At 61.8% G+C, this 20,533-nt stretch carries 11 protein-coding genes; 1 reads left to right on the top strand and 10 read right to left on the bottom strand.

Going from position 1 to position 20,533, the window contains the following annotated elements; translation table 11 throughout:
• Nucleotides 1–91: 91 nt before the first annotated feature.
• Nucleotides 92–1,846, top strand: coding sequence for a methyl-accepting chemotaxis protein (locus R8L07_15315; protein ID MDW3206905.1), 1,755 nt, complete (start codon nucleotides 92–94; stop codon nucleotides 1,844–1,846).
• A 93-nt stretch (nucleotides 1,847–1,939) separates the two neighbouring features.
• Here the strand turns inward: R8L07_15315 and ilvC are convergent, their stop codons facing one another.
• The 10 genes from ilvC to R8L07_15265 form a co-directional block, all read right to left on the bottom strand.
• Nucleotides 1,940–2,959, bottom strand: coding sequence for a ketol-acid reductoisomerase (gene ilvC / locus R8L07_15310; GenBank protein ID MDW3206904.1), 1,020 nt, complete (start codon nucleotides 2,957–2,959; stop codon nucleotides 1,940–1,942).
• Between the two features lie 163 nt (nucleotides 2,960–3,122).
• Entirely contained in the window at nucleotides 3,123–4,190 is a 1,068-nt protein-coding gene (locus R8L07_15305) for a response regulator (protein ID MDW3206903.1), read from the bottom strand.
• Between the two features lie 134 nt (nucleotides 4,191–4,324).
• Nucleotides 4,325–4,513, bottom strand: coding sequence for a hypothetical protein (locus tag R8L07_15300; protein MDW3206902.1), 189 nt, complete (start codon nucleotides 4,511–4,513; stop codon nucleotides 4,325–4,327).
• Between the two features lie 127 nt (nucleotides 4,514–4,640).
• On the bottom strand, nucleotides 4,641–5,633 hold the full coding sequence (locus R8L07_15295; protein MDW3206901.1) for an MDR family oxidoreductase: 993 nt from the start codon (nucleotides 5,631–5,633) through the stop codon (nucleotides 4,641–4,643).
• A gap of 37 nt (nucleotides 5,634–5,670) precedes the next feature.
• Nucleotides 5,671–6,780, bottom strand: a complete 1,110-nt coding sequence (locus tag R8L07_15290; protein ID MDW3206900.1) for a dimethylsulfoniopropionate demethylase — start codon at nucleotides 6,778–6,780, stop codon at nucleotides 5,671–5,673.
• Between the two features lie 95 nt (nucleotides 6,781–6,875).
• Nucleotides 6,876–9,020, bottom strand: a complete 2,145-nt coding sequence (locus tag R8L07_15285) for an HlyD family efflux transporter periplasmic adaptor subunit (protein ID MDW3206899.1) — start codon at nucleotides 9,018–9,020, stop codon at nucleotides 6,876–6,878.
• A 3-nt stretch (nucleotides 9,021–9,023) separates the two neighbouring features.
• On the bottom strand, nucleotides 9,024–10,403 hold the full coding sequence (locus R8L07_15280; GenBank protein MDW3206898.1) for an HlyD family efflux transporter periplasmic adaptor subunit: 1,380 nt from the start codon (nucleotides 10,401–10,403) through the stop codon (nucleotides 9,024–9,026).
• 60 nt (nucleotides 10,404–10,463) lie between these two features.
• Nucleotides 10,464–11,228, bottom strand: a complete 765-nt coding sequence (locus tag R8L07_15275) for an HlyD family efflux transporter periplasmic adaptor subunit (protein MDW3206897.1) — start codon at nucleotides 11,226–11,228, stop codon at nucleotides 10,464–10,466.
• Nucleotides 11,228–12,712, bottom strand: a complete 1,485-nt coding sequence (locus R8L07_15270) for a TolC family protein (protein ID MDW3206896.1) — start codon at nucleotides 12,710–12,712, stop codon at nucleotides 11,228–11,230. Before R8L07_15270 ends, R8L07_15275 begins: the two co-directional genes overlap by 1 nt.
• A 156-nt stretch (nucleotides 12,713–12,868) precedes the next feature.
• Nucleotides 12,869–20,035 carry a DUF4347 domain-containing protein gene (locus R8L07_15265; protein MDW3206895.1) on the bottom strand — a complete coding sequence of 2,389 codons (7,167 nt, stop codon included), beginning with the start codon at nucleotides 20,033–20,035 and terminating at the stop codon, nucleotides 12,869–12,871.
• Between the last annotated feature and the right edge of the window lie 498 nt (nucleotides 20,036–20,533).

Here is a 20,533-nt window from a genome sequence, read left to right as displayed (position 1 = left end):
GTATCGATGAAATGGATTAGCGTTTTCTTAATATGGTAAAGATAAGGTCAAACACTGGACTTGTGCGATCTATTGAATATTGGGGGGATGCATGGCGGACACATCGGCTGACGCCGCTAAAGCCAATGACGTCGAGGACGGGGACGGGGAAAAAATCAAGAAGGCACCGCGCAGCCAGTCGGTTGCCCAGCCATTCTGGCTGGTCATGGCAGCTATCCTGCTGCTGGCCGCGGTGATCGGCGGAACGTCGGTTTATTCCAACAGACAGCTCAGTGCCGCCCTGACCGAAATCGTCGATGAGCGCTATGAGAAAATCGTCGTCGGCATGGAGTTCGAACACGCATTGACCCGTGTGAACCGGACCGAGAAAAGCCTGATCCTCGCCATCTCTCCAGTCCATCGGGAAAAGAACCTGAAGGACAGCGAGCAGGAGTTGGCCTCCGCGCGGGACCTGAAGGATCGCTTCGCGGCGATGCTGTCACCGGAAGAAGCAGAAATCTTTCAGGAAGTTAACGACGATTTCGATTCCTGGGTTTCCGGGCATGAAAAGGTCGTCGAATCCGTCATGGAGGACAAGGTCAAGCGCGCGACGCGCGTCTCTGACGGGAAAAACCAGAAACTCATCGAACGCATGGCGGAGATACAGGCGGAACTGCTTGCCGCAAACCGTGTCGCGATGGACGAGTTGCGGGCAGAGGCCGCTGAACTGGGTCGCCTGGCAATTCGTGGCACCATTGCCGTCGCCGTCGTCGGCACGCTGGGCGTCTTCTGTTTCATCCTGTGGATCCTGCGTCAGCGCGTGCTGCGTCCGATCAAGAGCATGACCGGCGCCATGCAGACGCTGGCGGATGGCGACACCAGCCAGGAGAGCCCGCGCTTTGGCAGAAATGACGAGTTCGAGAAGATGGCCGGCGCGCTGGACCGGTTCCGCGAGTCGATGATCCGAACCTCGGATCTGACGCGGGCGGCGGAAACCGAAAGCGCCCGGCAGACCGCCCGTGCCCGCGATCTCGAAGCCGCCGTAGCCACCTTCCGCGATCAGGTCGGCAAGTCCCTGACAGCGCTCGGTACCTCCGCTGCGGGCCTCGACAGTTCCGCACAGAAACTGTCGGAAAGCTCCACCCGCTCCAACACGGAATCCAGCGTCGCCGTGGAGGCGGCGGACCGTGCCAATGCCAGCGCCGGTTCCGTCGCGGCGGCGATCGAGGAGATGTCGGCCGCCATCAAGGAGGTCAACCGGCAGGTACTGGATGCCAGCACCGTGACGGATGGAGCCGTGACGGATGTGCACAAGGCGGCGGAAACCGTCGGCGGCCTGAAGGATGCATCGCAAAAAATCGGCGAAGTGGTGAAACTCATCACGGATATCGCCGAACAGACCAATCTGCTGGCCCTGAACGCCACGATCGAGGCTGCCCGGGCCGGTGAGGCCGGCAAGGGTTTTGCTGTCGTCGCCGAAGAGGTGAAGTCACTGGCGACGCAAACCGGCCAGGCGACGGAACAGATCGCAAGGCAGATCGAGGACGTTCAGTCCCGAACCGGCCAGGCTGTGGAGGCGATCGGCAGCATTTCCAGCGTCATCGAACGCGTGAACAGCATTTCCTCCGCGATCGCGGCCGCGGTCGAGGAGCAGGAGGCGACGACCACCGAGATTTCCCGGTCCGTCCAGGGGGCTTCGGAAAGCGCCGCATCGGTCTCCGAACACATCGCCGCTGTCCGGGAAGGTGCCGCATCGACCGATGCAGTCAGTCAGGAATTGCTGCAGGCAGCGGAGACACTCAACGCCCAGACCGAAGCCCTGAACGCGGATATCGAGGCCTTCCTGGGCAAGATCGAACGCAGCTGACGGTCTCCCCCCGGCTCATCGGGGACCAACGCCATCAAAAAACCCCTCTTCCAACCGGAAGAGGGGTTCTTTTCAGGCGACCTGAGATCAGGCTCAGTTCTTCGACTTGTCGACCAGAGCCTTTTCCGAAATCCAGGGCATCATGGCGCGCAGCTTCTCGCCGACTTCCTCGATCGGGTGGGCATCGTTCAGGCGACGCGTCGCCTTGAAGCTGGTCTGATTGACCTTGTTCTCCAGCATCCAGTCGCGGGTGAACTTGCCGGTCTGGATATCGTTCAGCACCCGACGCATTTCGGCTTTCGTCTCGTCCGTGATGATCCGCGGGCCGGTAACGTATTCGCCGTATTCCGCCGTGTTGGAGATCGAGTAGTTCATGTTCGCGATGCCGCCTTCATAGATCAGGTCGACGATCAGCTTCACTTCGTGCAGGCACTCGAAATAGGCCATTTCCGGCGCGTAGCCGGCTTCGACCAGGGTTTCGAACCCGGCGCGGATCAGCTCGACCAGACCGCCGCACAGGACGACCTGCTCACCGAACAGGTCGGTTTCGCATTCTTCCTTGAACGAGGTCTCGATGATGCCGGCCTTGCCGCCGCCATTGGCGCAGGCATAGGACAGGGCGATTTCCAGCGCATTGCCGGAGGCGTCACGGTCGACCGCAACCAGGGTCGGGACCCCGCCACCGCGCAGATATTCCGAACGCACGGTGTGGCCCGGGCCCTTCGGCGCGATCATGAAGACGTCCAGGTCGGCGCGCGCTTCGATCAGGTTGAAATGGATGTTCAGGCCATGCGCGAAGCAGATCGCCGCGCCTTCCTTCATGTTGCTGTGCAGTTCGTCGCGATAGATATCGCCCTGCAGTTCGTCCGGTGTCAGCATCATGACGACATCGGCCCAGGCCGCGGCTTCCGACGCGGTCATGCACTTGAAGCCGGCCGCTTCGGCCTTCTTGCGGGTGGCGGAGCCTTCGCGCAGCGCGACGACGATGTCGCTTACGCCGCTGTCCCGCAGGTTCATGGCATGGGCATGTCCCTGGCTACCGAAGCCGACGATGGCGACCTTCTTGGTCTTGATCAGATTAACGTCCGCATCGCGGTCGTAATAGACGCGCATGGTTGAGCGCTCCCCTCTGGTGTGCGTATGTCGATTTTCAAAAACGGCGGCAGACCCGCCAAAACCGCGTCTCTCTAGCGGTCTTGAACGGATGGATCAACGGCGGAATTCATTTGTTGCGTCAAAACGCCTATGAAATTTACGGAAAGAATGTCCGCATCCATCAAACCGAAAATTTCTTCTTTGCCTCGGAAAGACTTTTCAGCAATTGCTGGCCGACGGAACCGCCGTCCCCCTTCACCTTCTGCTTGGTGACGACCTTGATCAGATCGATATGCGCATCAATCAGGTCCAGTAGTGGTGCGGATATCTGCGCTTCATCCCCGGTAACGTCATAAAGCGACTTGCCGAACTGCGTCATCAGCGGATACCCGAAGATCCCGCCCTGTCCGCGCAGCTCGTGGGCGATATCGTTGATCGTCTTCAGATGGTGAACGCCGCGCTCCGGCTCCTCCAGCGCCCGGTGATGAGCCTGGGTCAGTTCCTCGATGGAGTTTGCCACCCAGTCCGCATAATCGCCCTCCATGTTGGCGATCTTCTGCTCCGCGGCCTCGATGAGGCCCGGATCGAAGGCGGGCTCGTCCGGATCGCCCGTCGACGCGCCGGCGAGTTTTCGCTTCAGACCACGGGGGATTCGGAACTCCCAGACCATCTTGGTGCTGTTCTTGAGGGCCGACATTTCCTTGCCGGAATAGACGGTCTCAATATCGTCCTTGCTCAGAACCCGCCGCTCGCTGTTGACCGGTTTGCTGCGGCGTCGACGGTCGGGTCCGAAGTAGCGCGGCGTATAGATATAGGGACGCGGATGTTCGATCACGGCGGCCAGCCGCTGGGCCAGTTTGTCGGCGGAAAAGGGTTTCGCCAGGAACTCATCCACCCCGGCATCCCGCGCGGTGAACAGGACTTCCAGATCCGCCGCGGCCGAGACCATGATGGTCGGCAGGAACCGATCCGGCGATCTTTCAGATCGCCGCAGCCAGCGCATGAACATCGCGCCGTCGACGGTCGGCATGAAATAGTCGCAAATCACGACATCGATGCCGGACATGCCGACCATCTGCGCCTTGGAACCTTGCGACGGCGCCATGATCTTGATCGCCTGCTCGCCGTCTTCAGCGATAATCAGACGCTCCACCCCCAGGGCCCGAAGGACGTTGATGAAAATAGAGCGCATGAATGCGCTGTCTTCGACCACCAGAACCGAAAGCTTAGAAAAATCCAGCCGCGCCATATACCGTTCCCTGCCTCACCCGATGCCCCACAGCGACCTATAGTTAGGCGAAGGGTTCTGAATAATTTCTTTAAACGCAAGTCAGAATATGTGATCCGGCCCTGACCGCCGCTGCAAACCGCATGTTTCGGCTATCAAACCAGAATATTCAGATAAAATCCGCGCATGCGGACATCCTGTCGCGGGCCCCCATCACCGTCGAATGCCAGCAGGGTGCGCAGACGCTGCATCGCTCCTTCCAGTTCCGCCGATCCGTCCGGCGCCCCGCCGCTGCCTTTCGCGCCGGCACGACCGCCACGGCCGGGCGCCAAGCCCTGGGCCATTCCGCTACCGGGGCGGGGTTGAATGCGGGAATTGGATGGGGAACCGATATCCGTCATGGCCCGATTGTGAACTGCATCGTTTCAGGATGCAATCGGTGCCACGGCGTCGCGGTCAGCGGCTTCGCAATCAGGCGTTCACGTCGATTACGGCACGCCCGCGGACCTGCCCCTTCAGGATCGCGGGCCCGAGATCAAGGACGTCCGAAAGACCGTGTTCGACCACCATCGCATCCAGCTTTTCCATCGGCAGGTCCGTTCCGACACGTTTCCATGCCTCGACGCGGTCGTCATACGGTCGCATGACACTGTCGATCCCCAGAAGATTCACCCCACGCAGCAGGAAGGGAATAACGGTGGCAGGAAGCTTGGCGCCTCCGGCCAGCCCCACAGAGGCAACGGAACCGCCATAGACGATCTGTGTCAGGACCTTGGCCAGCATGGCGCCGCCGACAGCATCCACGCAACCCGACCAGGTTTCGCGTTCCAGCGGCTTGCCGGACGGCTCCGCCAGGTCGTCACGCGGAACGATCTGAGATGCCCCCAGTTCCTTCAGATAATCTTCCGTTTCCGGTCGTCCGGTGACGGCAGCGACCTCATACCCCAGATTGGCCAGGATGGCCGTTGCCACGGACCCGACGCCGCCTGCAGCGCCGGTGACCAGCACGGGGGCACCACCGGGCCGCAAGCCATGTGCTTCAAGTGCCATGACTGCCAGCATGGCGGTAAAACCGGCGGTACCAACAGCCATTGCCCGACGTGTCGTCAGCCCATCAGGCAACGGCACCAGCCAGTCCGCCTTGACCCGCGCCTTCTGGGCATAGCCGCCCCACCAGACTTCACCGACCCGCCAGCCCGTCAGGACAACCTTGTCGCCCGGCTTGTAGCGCGGGTCGTCCGACGCTTCGACCGTCCCGGCGAAATCGATACCCGGCACATGCGGAAAGTTCCGCACCAGGCCGCCGCCTCCGGTAACACACAGGCCGTCCTTGTAGTTCACCGTGCTGTATTCGACGGCGACGGTCACGTCCCCATCGGCGGGAAGCTGCGCTTCATCGAGCTCCTTGACCGCGGCAGAGACCGCCCCGTCATCGGACTTTTCGACCAGTACGGCTTTGAACATCGCTTTTCTCCTGCAAGACGTCGTTCCAGGCCGGACCTCACTCAAAAGGCAGATCGACCACTTCCGCCGGGCGCGGACCGTCCGGCGTCGCGACCGTGACGGCAGTCCCCGCGTCCCAGAACTCCCGTTCGATCATAGCGATGGCAACCGTTGTCTCAAGGCGTGGCGACCAAGCCGCGGACGTCAGTTGCCCGGCGGCCTGCCCCTGTACCGTGATCGGCCAGGGTTCGACGGCGAAGGGCAGTCCGCGCGCATCCACCCGCAAACCGCGGATCTGTCGCTGCGGGCCCTCCATGATCACCCGGATCAGGGCATCGCGACCGATACAGCCGATCGCATCGGCCGTCTGACAGAAGCGACCCAGTCCGCATTCATGGGGGGTATTCTCCCGCGTCATGTCGTTGCCGTAGGACAGCAATCCCCCCTCGATCCGCTCGATCAGATTTGGCCCGCCGGCCCGAATGTCGTGCGGCGCCCCGGCTTCGACGATCGCATCCCACAGGGCTTCCCCATGGGCACTGTCCTGCAGATAGATCTCGAAGCCGCCCTGTTTCGAATAGCCGGATCGGGCAACGATGTATTCCTGATCGCCCAGCAGCATCGGCTCGAAGCGGAAGAATTTGATCGACCGAACCCGGTCACCGAACACCGCGGCGACGGTGTCCTCCGCCTTTGGTCCCTGAACCGCCAGGGGGGAGACGTCCGGTTCGATGACGGCAACATCCAGGCGCATGCCGGCGGCCAGCCCCTTGACCCACAACAGAAGGTCACTGTCCGCGATCGAGACCCAGAAACGGTCTTCCTCAAGTTTCAGAGTTACCGGGTCGTTCAGCATGCCGCCGGTTTCATCCACCATCGGCGTGTAGAAGCATTGACCAACCTGCATGCCGGAGAGATCGCGCGGCGTCAGAAGCTGTACCAGACGCGCAGCGTCCGGCCCACGCACCTCGACCTGGCGCTCACAGGCAACGTCCCAGATCTGCACCGCTTCCCGAAGGTGATGATAATCTTCCTCAAGCGACCGGAACACGGTGGGCAGAAGCATGTGATTGTACACCGTGTAGGCCTTCACCCCGGCGGCAGCTACACGGCGCGTGAAAGGTGTCGTTCGGGTGCGGCGGGAAATGGAAAGCAGCGGTGCGCTCATGAAACCTCCGTGCCGGGCTGGGTTTATCGTCGCGGCGTACTGAACACGGGATCGCTCGCGGATGCCATCCGATAAAATTCACCGGATGGTCAATTCTAGAAACCGGACTCCCGCACCAGCACGGCCCCGACGGACCGCCAGACCCGCGTCACCAGGCTCTGCGGCGGTGCCTCGATCTGCGCGGTTCCGCGCAGTGGACGATCAAGGGTCAGGGCCTCATTCAGGGCAATCTCGATCCGATAAACGGCGTTGAGCGGAACCCATTCCCGGTCCTGCGCCTGCTGCCGCGCTGCGACTCCGCCCCCGAAGGACGCCGAAAAATGCGCGCTGGACAGTCTCTCCGCGCCCAGCCCGTCAATCCGCCGGACCGTACCGCCAATCGATGCACGAGAAGGATCCTCCGGAATGAACCGAACCTCGGCACCTTCGCGAAGGCGCGGCAGATCGGCCTGATCGGCATAAGCCAGCATCCGGGCATCGGAGGACACGACCCGCCCCAGCAAGGTCCCGCCCGCAATCCATTGTCCCGGCATGAGCCCTGCAGGGAGGTCGCGGAACACCCCATCCCCGGGGGCAGAGACCGTTAGACGGGACATGCGGGCCTCAATCCGGGATCGCGACGATTGCAGGCCGCGCAGTTCCTCTTCAAGGCGTGCAACGTCACCACGGCCCTCGTCGGTCGTACGGGCGCGACCCAGTTGCAGAGTAACGGCCTTCTGACGTGCGGCATTGGCGGACAGCGCCGAAAGCAGCATCGGCGATTCCAGAAGGACAAGCGGCTGACCGGCAGTTACCGCCTGCCCTTCCCTGATCTCAATCGATCGAACACGGGCCGGAATGGCATTCAGCACTTCGGAGCTGACACGGGATTCAACCAATGCCGGCGCCGCCACTTCCGTCTGCCATGGCGTGACGAAAAGCCAGATCAGGAAGCCCAGAACCGAAAGGGAAACCACGATGTTCACGGTCGGTCTGGCATGGGATCGCAACTGTCCCCACGCCCGGATCTCCTTAATGATCGGCAGCAGGATAAAATACACGATCTCGATTACGAAAAGGACGATCCCGATAACCTTGAAGAACAGGTGATAGACCAGCAGCGCGATCCCCAGAAACAGGAAGAAGCGATAAATCCAGGTACCGATGCTGTAGGCAATCAGCAATCGGCGTGTCGACCGTGCAAAGGGCTCCGGCATCGGAAGCCCGAACCCGAACAGCACCTCGCGCAGCCACCATCGCGTCAGCGCAAAGGCCCGGGGCTGAAGATTGGGAATGTCGAGCCAGTCCGACAGAATGTAGTACCCGTCGAACCGCAGAAACGGACTGAGGTTGATCAGCAGCGTGGAAATCCAGGTCGCGCTCGCCAACAGGAAGACAGCGCTTCGGACCGGGCCGTCCGGCAGAAAGGACCAGAGAAAGGTCGCCAGCAGCGCAATTGCCAGTTCAACCCGAATTCCTGCCGTCCCAATCGCCAGACGGGCCCTGCGCGACGTCATGCGCCAGGCATCCGATGTATCGGTATAGAGCACTGGATAGAGCACCAGAAAGGCCAGTCCCATGGTCGGCACGCGACCGCCATAGCGGGTCGTTGCGTAGGCATGCCCCAATTCGTGAAGGATCTTCGTCAGGGTGAGTGTCAGGGCGATCGCAACCGCGCCCTGCCAGTTCAGATATCCCAGGAAGGTCGTCACGAAGGCATCCCACTGACGGCTGACAAGGAACAGCCCCAGCACACCCAACGCCAGAATTGTGTACCGGACGGCCGAACAGGCGACGAAATCCGCGATGGGCTGGGTCGCCCGCAGGAATTGGGTCGGCCGAACCAGCGGGATCCGAAAAAACAGATAGTTGTGAACCGCACGCTTGTACCAGGCCTGCTGTCCGGCCTCGGCAATTCGACCGAAGGATGCGGCGACATCAGAATCCGCCCGCACCAGCAATGCATTGCTTTGCAGGAAGGCGATCAGTTTTGACACCGCCCCCTCGTCCGGGGCATAGACCGATTGTGTCCGGACCATTTCCACAAGCCGGCCGACACTTCCGACGGACCAGCGGATCAGGCACTCGAAAGCTTCCGGCCCAATTCTGAAGTATCGGTTGCGTACCGGATCGAAGATCGTCCAGGCAGGCTGTCCCGACCTGTCCGGCGCTGCAGGCAGCAGTTTCAGGTCATCGCGAAGCGGCGGCAACCGGTCGTCGGTGTCGCCCGCCGCTAGCCCTGCGGAGTCGGCGATTGCCATCGGTCACACCCCCAGGAACTGACGCACCGCCGACAGCGGTTTGCGGAACAGAAACAGTCCCAGCGGCACAGGATCACCGAAGATCCGCGCCGTACCGTACAGGCCGATCCGCGGGACCTCCTCCCCATCTTCCAACCCGGCGGAGGCGCGATATGCGAGAACGCCATCACCGGTCTCCTCCGCGCCATAGGCGGCCCGTTCAAGCCGGGCCGACAAGGGCCGCAGGGGATCGACATCCAGAAAGACCGAGACCTCGGCGCCTTCATCCATGGCGACGGCATCGGCCACGGGAACATCGATCTCGACACGCACGGCCGCCGGATCGGCGATCTGCATGATGTGCATGCCGGTCTGAACCGGCCGGCCGCGCCATCGTGCGGAATCGGCAAAGATGGCCACACCTGCCGCGCCCGCCTGAACGGCAACCTGGGACAGCAGATACAGGCCGTAATCCCGCTCTACCTCCTTGAGGGCCAGTTCCGCCTCCTTCAGCGCAACTTCTGCCTTGCTGCGGGGGTCGCCGAAAGCCTGCTGTCGCGCACGGCGCAGATCGGCCTCCGCAGCATCGACTGCGCGTTCCGCCACTTCCAGACCGGCCTCCAGCTCAGCCGAAACATAGCGCAGTACAACGTCGTCCGGCCCAACCGGCTGATTGGGTTCAACGGTTACGCGCTCGATAACGCCGTCCATTGGTGCGGCGATCACGACTGGATCCCTGGCGACGATGCGGGCCGGTGCAATCACCGACTGCGGTACCGGGATTGCCAGCGAAGCCAGCGCCACGACGGCCATACCCCAGCCAATGGCCCGCTTCATCCGGCGCCGACCATCCCCCTTGCCACGAACCCTGGACAGCATGTCCCAGGCATGGGCATGGCAGTCGGACAGGCTCTGAAGCAGCAGGCGTTCGGGGTCGGCCCAGGGCTGCGCGGTGCGACGCAGCAGGAGGCCGCCGATCAGCCGCCCTTCGCGAATCCAGGGCACCCAAAGCACATGGCCGGGGAAGAATTCGCGCAGCCCATCACGATCCCTTGCCTCGAAATCCTCCGGCGCCAGAGTTCGCGGCTTGTCCTCCTCCGGCCTGTTGAGGCCGGCGCGCCGGGCGGCGCTTTCCAGCCAATCGACGAAAGGCGCGTTTCGGTCGAGAACGGCGACATTTGAAACGGCCCGAACCCGCAATCTGCGCCCCGCGGCGACCAACAGCACCGCCTGATCGTAGACTAACAGGGTGCGCGTACGATTGACGGCGACGAAGGCCAGCGTATCGGATCGGTCGGCCGCCCGCGCCTCCTTTTCCAATTGCAGCAGAATTGCCGTAGTCCGGGCCGCATTGCTGCCCGGTGACGCAGTGTTCTTTTGTTCGGGGCCAGCATCGACGCTCATGACCTAAAGGATTCCTTCCCGTCAGGCGTTAAAAAGCAGCAACCAGCCCAAGCAGTACCGTCAGCCGCTTTCGGGAAAGGCGGCGCTGCCACTCATCCCCGGCAGCAGATCGTCCGGCGAATCTGCAAAGGTCGCACGGATCGCCACGGTCTGGCTGACCGGATCCACTTCGGCTCCGATTGTCGTGATCGTCGCGTCATAGCGCTTGCCGGTCTCGTCCACGGCAACGGTCAGGGGCAGTGCCGGCTTCAACCAGGACAGCCACCCCGACGGAACGATCATTTCAATTTCCAGGCTGCCGACACGAACAATCTCGATCAGATCCTCTCCGGGATTGGCCACTTCATGCGGATTGGCATGCCAGGCGACGATCCGTCCGCCATAGGGCGCCTGAATACCGCAACGATTGACGTCGGACTGGTACAGGCGCTGCTGCGCCTCCGCCTTCGACAATTGGGCAGCGGCGATTTCCACCTCCAACTGACCGGCCGCATTCAGGCTACGAAGCTTCTCCACCGATTCCAGACTCTTCCGGGCAGCCGCAACGTCACCGGCCGCGACATCGCGCTGTGCCACGAAACGGCTGCAGTCGAACCGGACCAGACGATCCCCCTGATCGAAGGCATCGCCGGGCCGAAACGGCATGTCCGCAATCCTGGCGGCGATTTCGGCCGACAGGACGGCGCGATCGCGGGATACGACCAGCGCCCGCACCTGTGGGGCATCGACCGCTGACATCGCATCGGAAGCAGACTGCGCCCAGACAGGCGGAACAGTGGCCAGGCATGCCGCCACCATACCCGCCGCGGGAAGGATGCGGGCCATCACGACGCCCCGTCGTCTCCGGTCCAGCGGGCCGGTGCTTTGAACTCACCGTTCTCCCAGTCCTGAAGGGCCCTGCCGACTGCGCCTGCAAGAACCATCAGGCCGTCGCTCTCGTTCACGCCCTGAATCTGCGGATCCGCACCGGACGCTGCAACGACGCGTCCGAAAGCGGCCTGCAGTTCGGCATAGGCCAGGTTGCGCCGCAATTCCGTCAGGGCGGTCAGAACGTCGGCCTGAATGACCTCCTGCCCGGTCCCCGTCGATGCCTGCTGGGAATTGGAAACCTGCGTCCGGATGCGCTCCTGCACCGTGGCAATATCGTCGGCCAGTTCAAAGTCGCGTTTGGCGGAGTTGAACCGCAGTTGAGCGACATTGACCTGGGCGATCACAGCCATGCTGAGCGCCAGCCGGCGCACTTTGGACATCTCCTGCTTGGTCTCGGCCAGTTCGATGTTGGCGGGTCCCTGAAACAGACTCATGACGTTCCAGGCCAGCGCCATGCTGGCGTCGTACCAGCGCTGATTGGCCTTGTAGCTGTCGGATGTATAATTGATGCCGGCGCTGAAATTCAGCCCCGGGATCATCTGCAGCATTGCGACCCGGGCCTCCTCTCGATTGATCCGCAGCTGATAGGCTTCGGACCGAAGTTCGGATCGGTTGCGCAGGGCCGCGAGTTCGAGTTCCTCGGCATCGAAACTGAAATTCACAACATGGCCGGGCAATGCGCCTTCTGCGTCGGAAATCGTGAATTCCGAATCCGGATGGACGTTCATCAGGACCGCCAATTCGGCGCGTGCGGCCTGCATGTCGCGTCGCAGGGCTTCCAATTGGCGAAGTGTCTCTAGCAGGGTTCGCTTGTAGACCAGTCCCTCCATCAGGTTGACCTGGGCATCCACCTGGGCTTCGACATCGTCCAGGGCAGAGCGAACGCGGTCCATCAGCGGGCCAAAGGTTCTCAACGCCCTCTCGGCCGCGGCCGCCCGCCAATACGCCTCGCGCGTGTCCTGCAGGATGTTGTGAATGACCTGGCGGCGCCGTTCCTCGACGATCAGCGCCATGTCGGCCTGTTGCTTCGCGCGGATATAGCCGATGCCGAAATCCAGCACGTTCCAGGAAATGGTGAGATCAGCGGTCTTGACCCGCTTGTCCGACGTGGTGGAGGTCGATGTGCGCGCCTCATTGAATGTGGTATCGGCATGCGATCGGGCGTCGTATCCGGCATTGGCGGCGACGGTCGGCAACAGACTCATCCGTGTAACGTCAAGCTCCCGGACCCCGACCGCCCGTTCCATCAGTTTCAGTCGATGGTCGAGGTTATAGGTTAGGGCCCGCGCGATCGCTTCTTCCAGCATGATCGGTCCCGAAATCCGCTCCTGATCGGCAAACAGGGCGTTCAGGTCGGATTCAACCCGCGCCGCATTTTCTTCCGGCGTAAAGGGCTTTAGATCCACGGAACAACCTGCCAGGACAAGACTGCCCGCCAACACAACAATTCCGACCACCCTACTCGGAACTCGACCCATCAACCTACCCCTATCTATTCCCTACCACCGCATCGCAGCTGTCTTCGGTGGTCACTCACGATTTCAACCTGTGTGCGATCACCGCAATCGCGCACGAATCTTCTGGTCCATCCATCTCTATGCGGCCGGCGGCAGATATTCATCCAACGCTGTTACAATTTCGTCCAGCGTCTGCCCCTTCCCGGCGGCTTGCAGCAATTCGCCAAGGAAGCCCGGTTCGACCAGCGCCCCGACCGGAACGCCTTCGTCACTCTGTGCCGCTTCCCTGGACTGGGCAATCCGCGTCTCGGATGCGGCATCCCGATCGTCGGGCCCGGCATCGGCCTGCTCACCGCTTCCTTCGCCTTCACCCGGGCTGTTCGAAGGCGGCGCGTTGGAATCAGTCTCATCCTGGAGCCCGTTGATGCCGGACCCGAAGCCTCCACCCTCAGTACCACCGCCCAGGCCATTACCTCCCAGACCGTTACTTCCCAGACCACCACTTCCCAGACCACCGGCGGCACCGCCTCCAACGTTGCCACTACCGCCGGCGCTGCTGAAGCTGCCTACGGCCCCGCCTGTGCCCCCGGCCGGCTGTCCGGCGCCGGAATTCTGGACCAATCCGTTTCCGGCCCCCATGACCGAAACGCGGACAGGCGTTCCGGTATTTTCGATAGCACTCCGTGCACCAAGCCCACCGGTCACGGCACTGCCGACGCGGCCGTCATTCTGGGCCGGCCCATTTGGGTTCAGCCCACCATTTCCAGCATCTCGGACGGGTGTATCGGCCGGTGGCTGCGGCGGCGGGGTCAGCGGCAGCTGCGCCGTGGGCGGCGGGCCGGGCGGGGGTGTAGGCGCTGGCGGCGGCACGAAATCGTCTGCCGGCGGTGGCGGCGCCAGGGATGCCGTCAAAGTCTGCGTCGTACCGGCCAGCGCCCCGTCATTCGCTGTAATATTGATTGTGACCGGGGATGTGGGAGCCACCGCATTCGTGGCATAGGTCACGTTCTGCACGACCTCATTCACCAGCGCGGCCGTCGCGGTCGTTCCATTGCCGCTGTCGAAGGTGATGACCAACTGGCCGGCCGTTGTCGTGTTCAGGGTCGCGATCGTATTGCCGCCTGCCTGAAGATTGTTGCCGACCTTGGTGACATTTGCACTGCTCTTGACGTTGAAGAGGTCGTTCGCATCCGCGCCCCCCGACCGGACAATCGTGACCGAGAGGCCGTCAAAATCGCCGGCCGCCGCCAGTTCGGGATCGGTCACCGTCATATCACCATCGAGCACGACCGGCGTGCCGCCGGACGGATTGAAGACGACGGTATTGTTTGCACCGACGATCTGAGGCGCATCGTTCACGGCCGTCGAATTGACGTTCACGGTTCCGATGGTCGGCGTCACCGTGCCGTCACTGGCGGTGATGGTGATTGTCGCCACCGCATTGCCCGCCGCGTTCGATGCCGTCGTGTAGCGAATGTTGGTCGCAGTATCGAGATAGGTGCTGATATCCGCAGCACTGCCGACCAGCGTCATGGTCGTTGCATTGACCAGGGTTTCCGTAACACCGGCACCGACACCCGCCCCGTCCGCGGGCGTCGCGAAAGTGCCGGCCGAAGCCGTTAGCGTCACCGTCAGACTGTCGCCGTCGACATCGGAGAACGTGATAGCCGACAGGTCCACATTGCTGAGTGTGTCTTCGGTCACTGTGACCGCGGCCGGACCCCCCGTTGCCGACGGCGCATCGTTCACCGCCGTCGAATTCACCTGGATCGTACCCAAGGTCGGATTGACCGTACCGTCATTCGCCGCGACGCTTATCGTCGCGACATTGTTGCCTGCTGCATTCGCCGCCGTCGTGTAACGGATATTGGTTGCCGTATCGAGATAGGTTGCAATGTCCGCCGCGCTGCCGGCCAACGTTATGGTCGTCGCATTGACCAGGGTTTCCGTAACACCGGCACCGACAGCAGCACCGTCCGCGGGCGTTGCGAATGTGCCGGCCGAAGCCGTCAGCGTCACCGTCAGATTGTTGCCGTCCAGATCTGCGAAACTGACAGCGGATAGGTCGATATTGCTGAGAACATCCTCCGTTACGGTGACCGACGCCGGAATGCCGGTCGCGGTCGGTGCATCATTGACCGGCGTGATCGTCACAGTCACCGAGTTATCGCTGTCCGATCCGGCACCGCCGCTGCCCTGGGAGCCGCTGTTCCCGTCGTTGAACACATAGTTGATCTGCGCATTCGCGGGCGGCGTGTCACTGGTATTGGTGTAGGTGATCTGCTGGATCGCGCTATTGACCAGTGCCCGCGTGGCACTGCTGTTGAAGGTCAGCAGCAGGGTCCCGCCGGAATTCGTCGTCACCGTGCCGATCGTCGTGCCCCCGACCGTCAGGTTACCGCCCTGGGTCAGCGCCCCCAGTGTCCCGGAATTTGAGAACGCATCCTCCGCATTGGCTCCGCCATTGCGCGACAATGTCAGTGTCGCACCGCTGTAGTTGCCGGCGCCGCCATTCAGGGCGTCCAATTCCGCATCGGCGACCGTGGCATTGGAATCCAGCACCACCGCCGTCTGCTCGTTGACCGTCGGCGTTCCATCAAGCCCGGTAAAGACTGGAGCGTCGTTGACGGCGGAGATCGAAACCGACGTGGAACTGGTTGCGCTCGTCAGCCCGTCATTGTCGGTCAAAGTCACCGACACGGTTCGGGTGGTGGTGGTTGGCGCGTCGCTGGCATTGTTGTAGGCAATAGCCTGTACCAGCGTCTGAACCCGCGCCAATGTCGCAAAGCTGTTGAGATTGACGACCAGGTTGTTCCCGGCCGCAATGCTGTTTGCCAGGGTACCGATCACGGTTCCGCCGACCGAGACATTCGACCCCGCCGTGGTACCGGCCAGCGCAACAGTACCGGCGGTGTTCAAGGTCAGGATATCCTCCGCGGCGACCGCGTTGGCGGAGACGGTAACCGTAAGATTCCCGCCCCCGAAATTGGCTGGATTGTCGGCATCGGTCACGGTGGCGTCGCCGCCGCTGTCGATCACCGCGGCGCCGCCGCCTTCGGTGAAAGTCACGCTGTCGCCGTTGAGATTGGCGATCGCGGGCAAGTTGCCCACCGTCATCGTGAAATTGGCGGTCGTATCCTGATCGCCCCCATTCGCGGTACCGTCCGCATCGTTCAGCGTTGCCGTGAAGGTCTGGGCGCCGCTGCCCGCCGCCGCACCCCAGCGGAGATTCTGTATCAGAGCCTGCACACGTTCGTTTGTGGCATTGACATTGAAATCTATCTGAAGCGTCCGGCCGCTCTGTCCATCATTTGTGGCGTGAACCGTTCCGATGTTCACCCCGCCCACCAAGATCGTTTCACCCGCCGAAATCGTAGTATCGCCGCCGGATGTGACATTGGTACCGTCGACCGAGAAATTTCCATTCGCGGTATTGTTGGCGTTGGTATCCGAAATGATCAGTGATCCGCCATTGTAATTGGTGGAATCCGCATTGGTGACCGTGACATTGCCGCCATTGTCGATATTCGCGACATTGCCGACCTGCAGCGCCGTGCTGTCGCCTGCCAGATTACCGATGACAGGGGCGTCATTCACGGCCGTCAGCGAAACCGTACTCTGCACATTGGGTGCCGCCGAATTGCTGCCGCCATTCGCCGTACCGCCATTATCCGTGATGCCGGTAATGGTAACGACCCGGTTCCCGCTGGTTGTCGGATTGTCGGACGCATTCCGATAGGTCAGGCTGTCAACCAGCGTCTGGAACTGCGCCGAACTCAAGGTCGCGCCGGTGAAGCTGACCGTTGCCGTACTGCCGGTCACGGACACATTGACGGTCAGGCCGTTTGTCGCTGTTACGACTGAATTCCCGTTGGTCAGCGCCACGTCCGTACCATCGAAGGCAAGAATCTCGCTCGCCCCGTCCGAGACATTGGTGACCGTCATCGTCATGGCGCTGATTCTGTCTGCGGCTTCGATCGTAGATCCCGTGACGGTGTTGAACAGATCCTGGGCGCCGCCGTCTTCAGTAAAGGTCGGATTGCTCCCGGTTGCGGTCAGGGTCGGCGCGTCGTTGACATTGGTGATCGAAACCGTTGTCGACCCGCTGGCCGTTCCCGGATTGTCGCCGGTTCCCTGGCTGTTGCCGCTATTGCCGTCGGAGAATGTCCAGTTCAGCTGTACCGAGGCGGCCGGATCGTTCGCGGTGTTGGAATAGCGAACCGCCTGCATCACCTCGTTGACCAGCGCGGTTGTCGGGATCGTACCGTTATTTTGGAAGGTGATCGTCACTTGGCCGGCGGACGATGTATCGAAACTGGCGATGACATTGCCGCCCGACGAGATGTCGCTGCCAGCGACGCTCAGATTCCCGCCAGTGACAATGGAAAAGGCGTCGGCCGCATTCGCTCCGCCATTTCGCACGATCACCAGGCTTGCCCCGGCAAAATTGCCATTGCCGCCATTCAGCGCGACGAGTTCGACATCGGTCAGGGTGACATTGCTGTCCAGAACCACCGCCGAGCCGCCTTCCGTAAAGGCAGGGGTGCCGTCCAGACCGCTGAATGCCGGGGCGTCGTTCACGGCGGTGACATTGACCTGCACCGTGCCGGCCGAGACATTGCCGCTGCCCTGACCGTCATTCACCGTGACCGTGATGGTCGCCGCACTGTTCCCACTGGCATTGGACGCCGAAGTATAGCGGATGTTGGAAGCGGTATCGAGATAGGTGTTGATGTCCGCCGCAGCGCCGACCAGCGTGATCGTCGTCGCATTCACCAGGGTCTCCGTGACCCCGCCGCCCACACCTGCCCCGTCCGCCGGGGTCGCGAAGGTCCCGGCCGAGGCCGTCAGGGTGACGGTGATCGTGTCGCCGTCGACATCGGCAAAACTGGCCGCGGACAGATCGACATTGCTCAGCGTGTCTTCCGTAACCGTTACCGTGGCGGGCACGGAGCCGGTCGGATTGTCGTTTACGGCGGTCACGTTCACATTGACCGTGCCCAGCGCGACATTCCCCGAGCCGTCGCCGTCATTGGCGGTGACGGTGATGGTCGCCGCCGCATTGCCGCTGACATTCGACGCCGGCGTATACTGGATGTTGCTTGCCGTATCCAGATAGGTGCTGATATCCGCAGGGGCGCCGACCAGCGTGATCGTGGTCGCGTTCACCAGGGTTTCGGTCACGCCGCCCCCGACGCCCGCACCATCGGCCGGCGTCGCGAAGGTGCCGGCGGATGCCGTCAGTGTGACGGTGATCGAGGCGCTGTCGATATCGGCGAAAGTCGCGGCGGACAGATCAACATTGCCCTGCGTGTCCTCCGTCACAGTGACAGAGGCCGGGAGGCCCGCAATCGTCGGATTGTCGTTTACGGCGGTCACGTTCACATTGACCGTGCCCAGTGCGACATTGCCTGAGCCGTCGCCATCATTGGCAGTGACGGTGATGGTCGCCGCCGCATTGCCACTGACATTCGACGCCGGCGTGTATTGGATGCTGCTAGGCGAATCCAGATAGGTGCTGATATCCGCGGGAGAGCCGACCAGCGTGATCGTGGTCGCACTCACCAGGGTCTCGGTCACGCCACCGCCGACGCCCGCACCATCGGCCGGCGTTGCGAAGGTACCGGCGGATGCCGTCAGCGTGACGGTGATCGAGGCGCTGTCGACATCGGAGAAAGTGATCGCCGACAGATCGACATTGCTCAACGTGTCCTCGGTCACGGTCACCGAAGCCGGCACACCCGTCGCGCCCGGATTGTCGTTAACCGATGTAACATTGATCGTGACCGTGTCCGCGGTACCGTCGGTTGTCCCGTCATTCGGCGTCACGGTCAGGGTCGCGGAAGCCGTGCTGTTCGATGCGGTCGTATAGCGGATCTTGCTGGTATCGTTCAGATAGGTGTTCAGATTGGCGGCGGTGCCCTGCAAGGTCATGGAACCGCTTCCCGAACTGGCGACCGTCACCCCCGAAGTCGTACCGTTTCCGTCGACGGACGCGATCGTCCCGGCGCTGACCGCAAGAGTCAGCGTAATCGTATCGCCGTCACTGTCGGAGACATTGTAGGCGGACAGATCGATTGCCGTCGCAACGTCTTCGGTCACCGTCACATCCGCCGGCGTCCCCCCAAGCGACGGCGCGGCGTTCGCGGCGCTGAAGATGATGTTGTCCACCAGCGGGGAAATCGCATGTCCGGCATCGGTGTGATCGATGGTAAAGGACGTCACACCCGTCCAGTTCAGGGACACGACCGAGCCGCTGGAGTAATTGGCACCGGAAACCACGACAGACGTGTTCCCGCTGCCATCCGTTACACTGATGGTTACTTCGGAGTTCTGACCGGACAAGCGCCCGAGATGCAATGACGTGATGTCGACTGCGCTACTGAACGAAACAGTGAACGGGTTGGTGTTGCTGGCATTGCTGAAGACGACTTCGCCGGACGATCCGGCAAGGCCGCCGCCATTGGCAACGTCGATATTCACGCCCGAGTGGGAAAAGGTCGCGGTGACACCGGAAACCAGCACATCCACTGTGTTTCCGTTATCTGTCACACCGGACGAAAAATCCATCGTCGCCAGCACCGACGAGAACGCCGCCTGCCCTTCAGCGGAAACCGCAATCCCGCTTTCGATGTCACCGACCGCCGCTTCAAGCACCCAATCACCGCCGAGCGCCGCGGCCCCTGTTGCATCGGACGATGCGGCAACATCCGCGCCGGTCGCACTGGCGAGTGCGGTCAGGAACGCCTCGCCGCCCCCATCCGCACCGACATTGCAGCCATAAAGCAGCAGGTCGCCGTCCACGGAAAGCGCAGCGCCGATGGTGCGCAATGCGTCGGCATTCGCCTCCAGCGTATCGAGAGACAATGTCTCCCCGCCCAGATTGAGGGAGCCGACACCGCCATGGCTGATCAGGTGGACAGCATCGATCCCATTTCGTCCGTCAAGGGCCGACGCCACATCCGAAACCGTCGCCCCCTCATTCAGGATGATGATCTCGACATTCGGATCCATGCCCGACAGCAAATCCTGATAGGAGGCGACGGAAGGATCGACGATGACGACTTCCTTTCGCCCGTCGGACGGCACATGACCTTCGATTGCATCGGCAATCGCGGCAGCATCGTCCCCTACCGCACCATCCGACGCCCCCTGGTTGGCAGCTTCCGCTTCCGCAACAGCATCCTGGGCGGCATCCGCGCCGGTCGCGGCGCCCGCGGCGTCAAACATGAAACGGGGCTCAAGCGCCAATGGCATCGCAGCCGTAGCGGTCGCCTCCGACGCGGAACGGACGGGTGAGTTCATCAGAAATCTTCGGAGACGTCGCACAACCCACCCTCTAAACGATTTTGCCTGTTTCGAGATACACGGGCGCCGGAAACTACAACCGATTGCCGAAATCTCACCTCAGGTTAACGCAGCCGCTTCCATGCGGAAAGAACCATATCGAGGATCATTCGACTATACAATGTATTTTAGATAAATATAATACGTTCTCTTTATATCGACGCAAAATTCGTTGAATTTCAGCGCTTAGCGATGTGTGGCGATCACCAATTCGCCCTAAACATCTGAACAAGAAGCACTGTTTAAGGCTGTGCTAAAATTTTAATAAAAATTTATGGTCGATCCGGGAATCAGCCTGCTATGCTCGCAAAAGGATAAAAATGATGGAATCAAAACTAGGATCGTCTTCAAGGCATCCACCACGCCCGATAGGGGCAGGCGGTCTTCTCCAATGATTGGGCATGGGCGTCCGCTCGGACTCGGTGGCAAGAACGCCGGCCCGATCGGTTCCGTCCG

It is taken from the genome of Alphaproteobacteria bacterium (genome assembly GCA_033344895.1).
In the GTDB taxonomy this organism is placed as follows: Bacteria; Pseudomonadota; Alphaproteobacteria; order UBA8366; family Aestuariispiraceae; genus Pacificispira.
Note: the sequence above shows the minus strand (reverse complement) of the source record. Positions and strands in the feature narration are given on the sequence as shown.

Excerpts from the sequence above, each read along its gene's own strand:
- R8L07_15315 (MDW3206905.1), top strand. The coding sequence starts at position 92 with ATGGCGGACACATCGGCTGACGCCGCTAAAGCCAATGACGTCGAGGAC.
- ilvC (MDW3206904.1), bottom strand. The coding sequence starts at position 2,959 with ATGCGCGTCTATTACGACCGCGATGCGGACGTTAATCTGATCAAGACC.
- R8L07_15305 (MDW3206903.1), bottom strand. The coding sequence starts at position 4,190 with ATGGCGCGGCTGGATTTTTCTAAGCTTTCGGTTCTGGTGGTCGAAGAC.
- R8L07_15300 (MDW3206902.1), bottom strand. The coding sequence starts at position 4,513 with ATGGCCCAGGGCTTGGCGCCCGGCCGTGGCGGTCGTGCCGGCGCGAAA.
- R8L07_15295 (MDW3206901.1), bottom strand. The coding sequence starts at position 5,633 with ATGTTCAAAGCCGTACTGGTCGAAAAGTCCGATGACGGGGCGGTCTCT.
- R8L07_15290 (MDW3206900.1), bottom strand. The coding sequence starts at position 6,780 with ATGAGCGCACCGCTGCTTTCCATTTCCCGCCGCACCCGAACGACACCT.
- R8L07_15285 (MDW3206899.1), bottom strand. The coding sequence starts at position 9,020 with ATGGCAATCGCCGACTCCGCAGGGCTAGCGGCGGGCGACACCGACGAC.
- R8L07_15280 (MDW3206898.1), bottom strand. The coding sequence starts at position 10,403 with ATGAGCGTCGATGCTGGCCCCGAACAAAAGAACACTGCGTCACCGGGC.
- R8L07_15275 (MDW3206897.1), bottom strand. The coding sequence starts at position 11,228 with ATGGCCCGCATCCTTCCCGCGGCGGGTATGGTGGCGGCATGCCTGGCC.
- R8L07_15265 (MDW3206895.1), bottom strand. The coding sequence starts at position 20,035 with ATGAACTCACCCGTCCGTTCCGCGTCGGAGGCGACCGCTACGGCTGCG.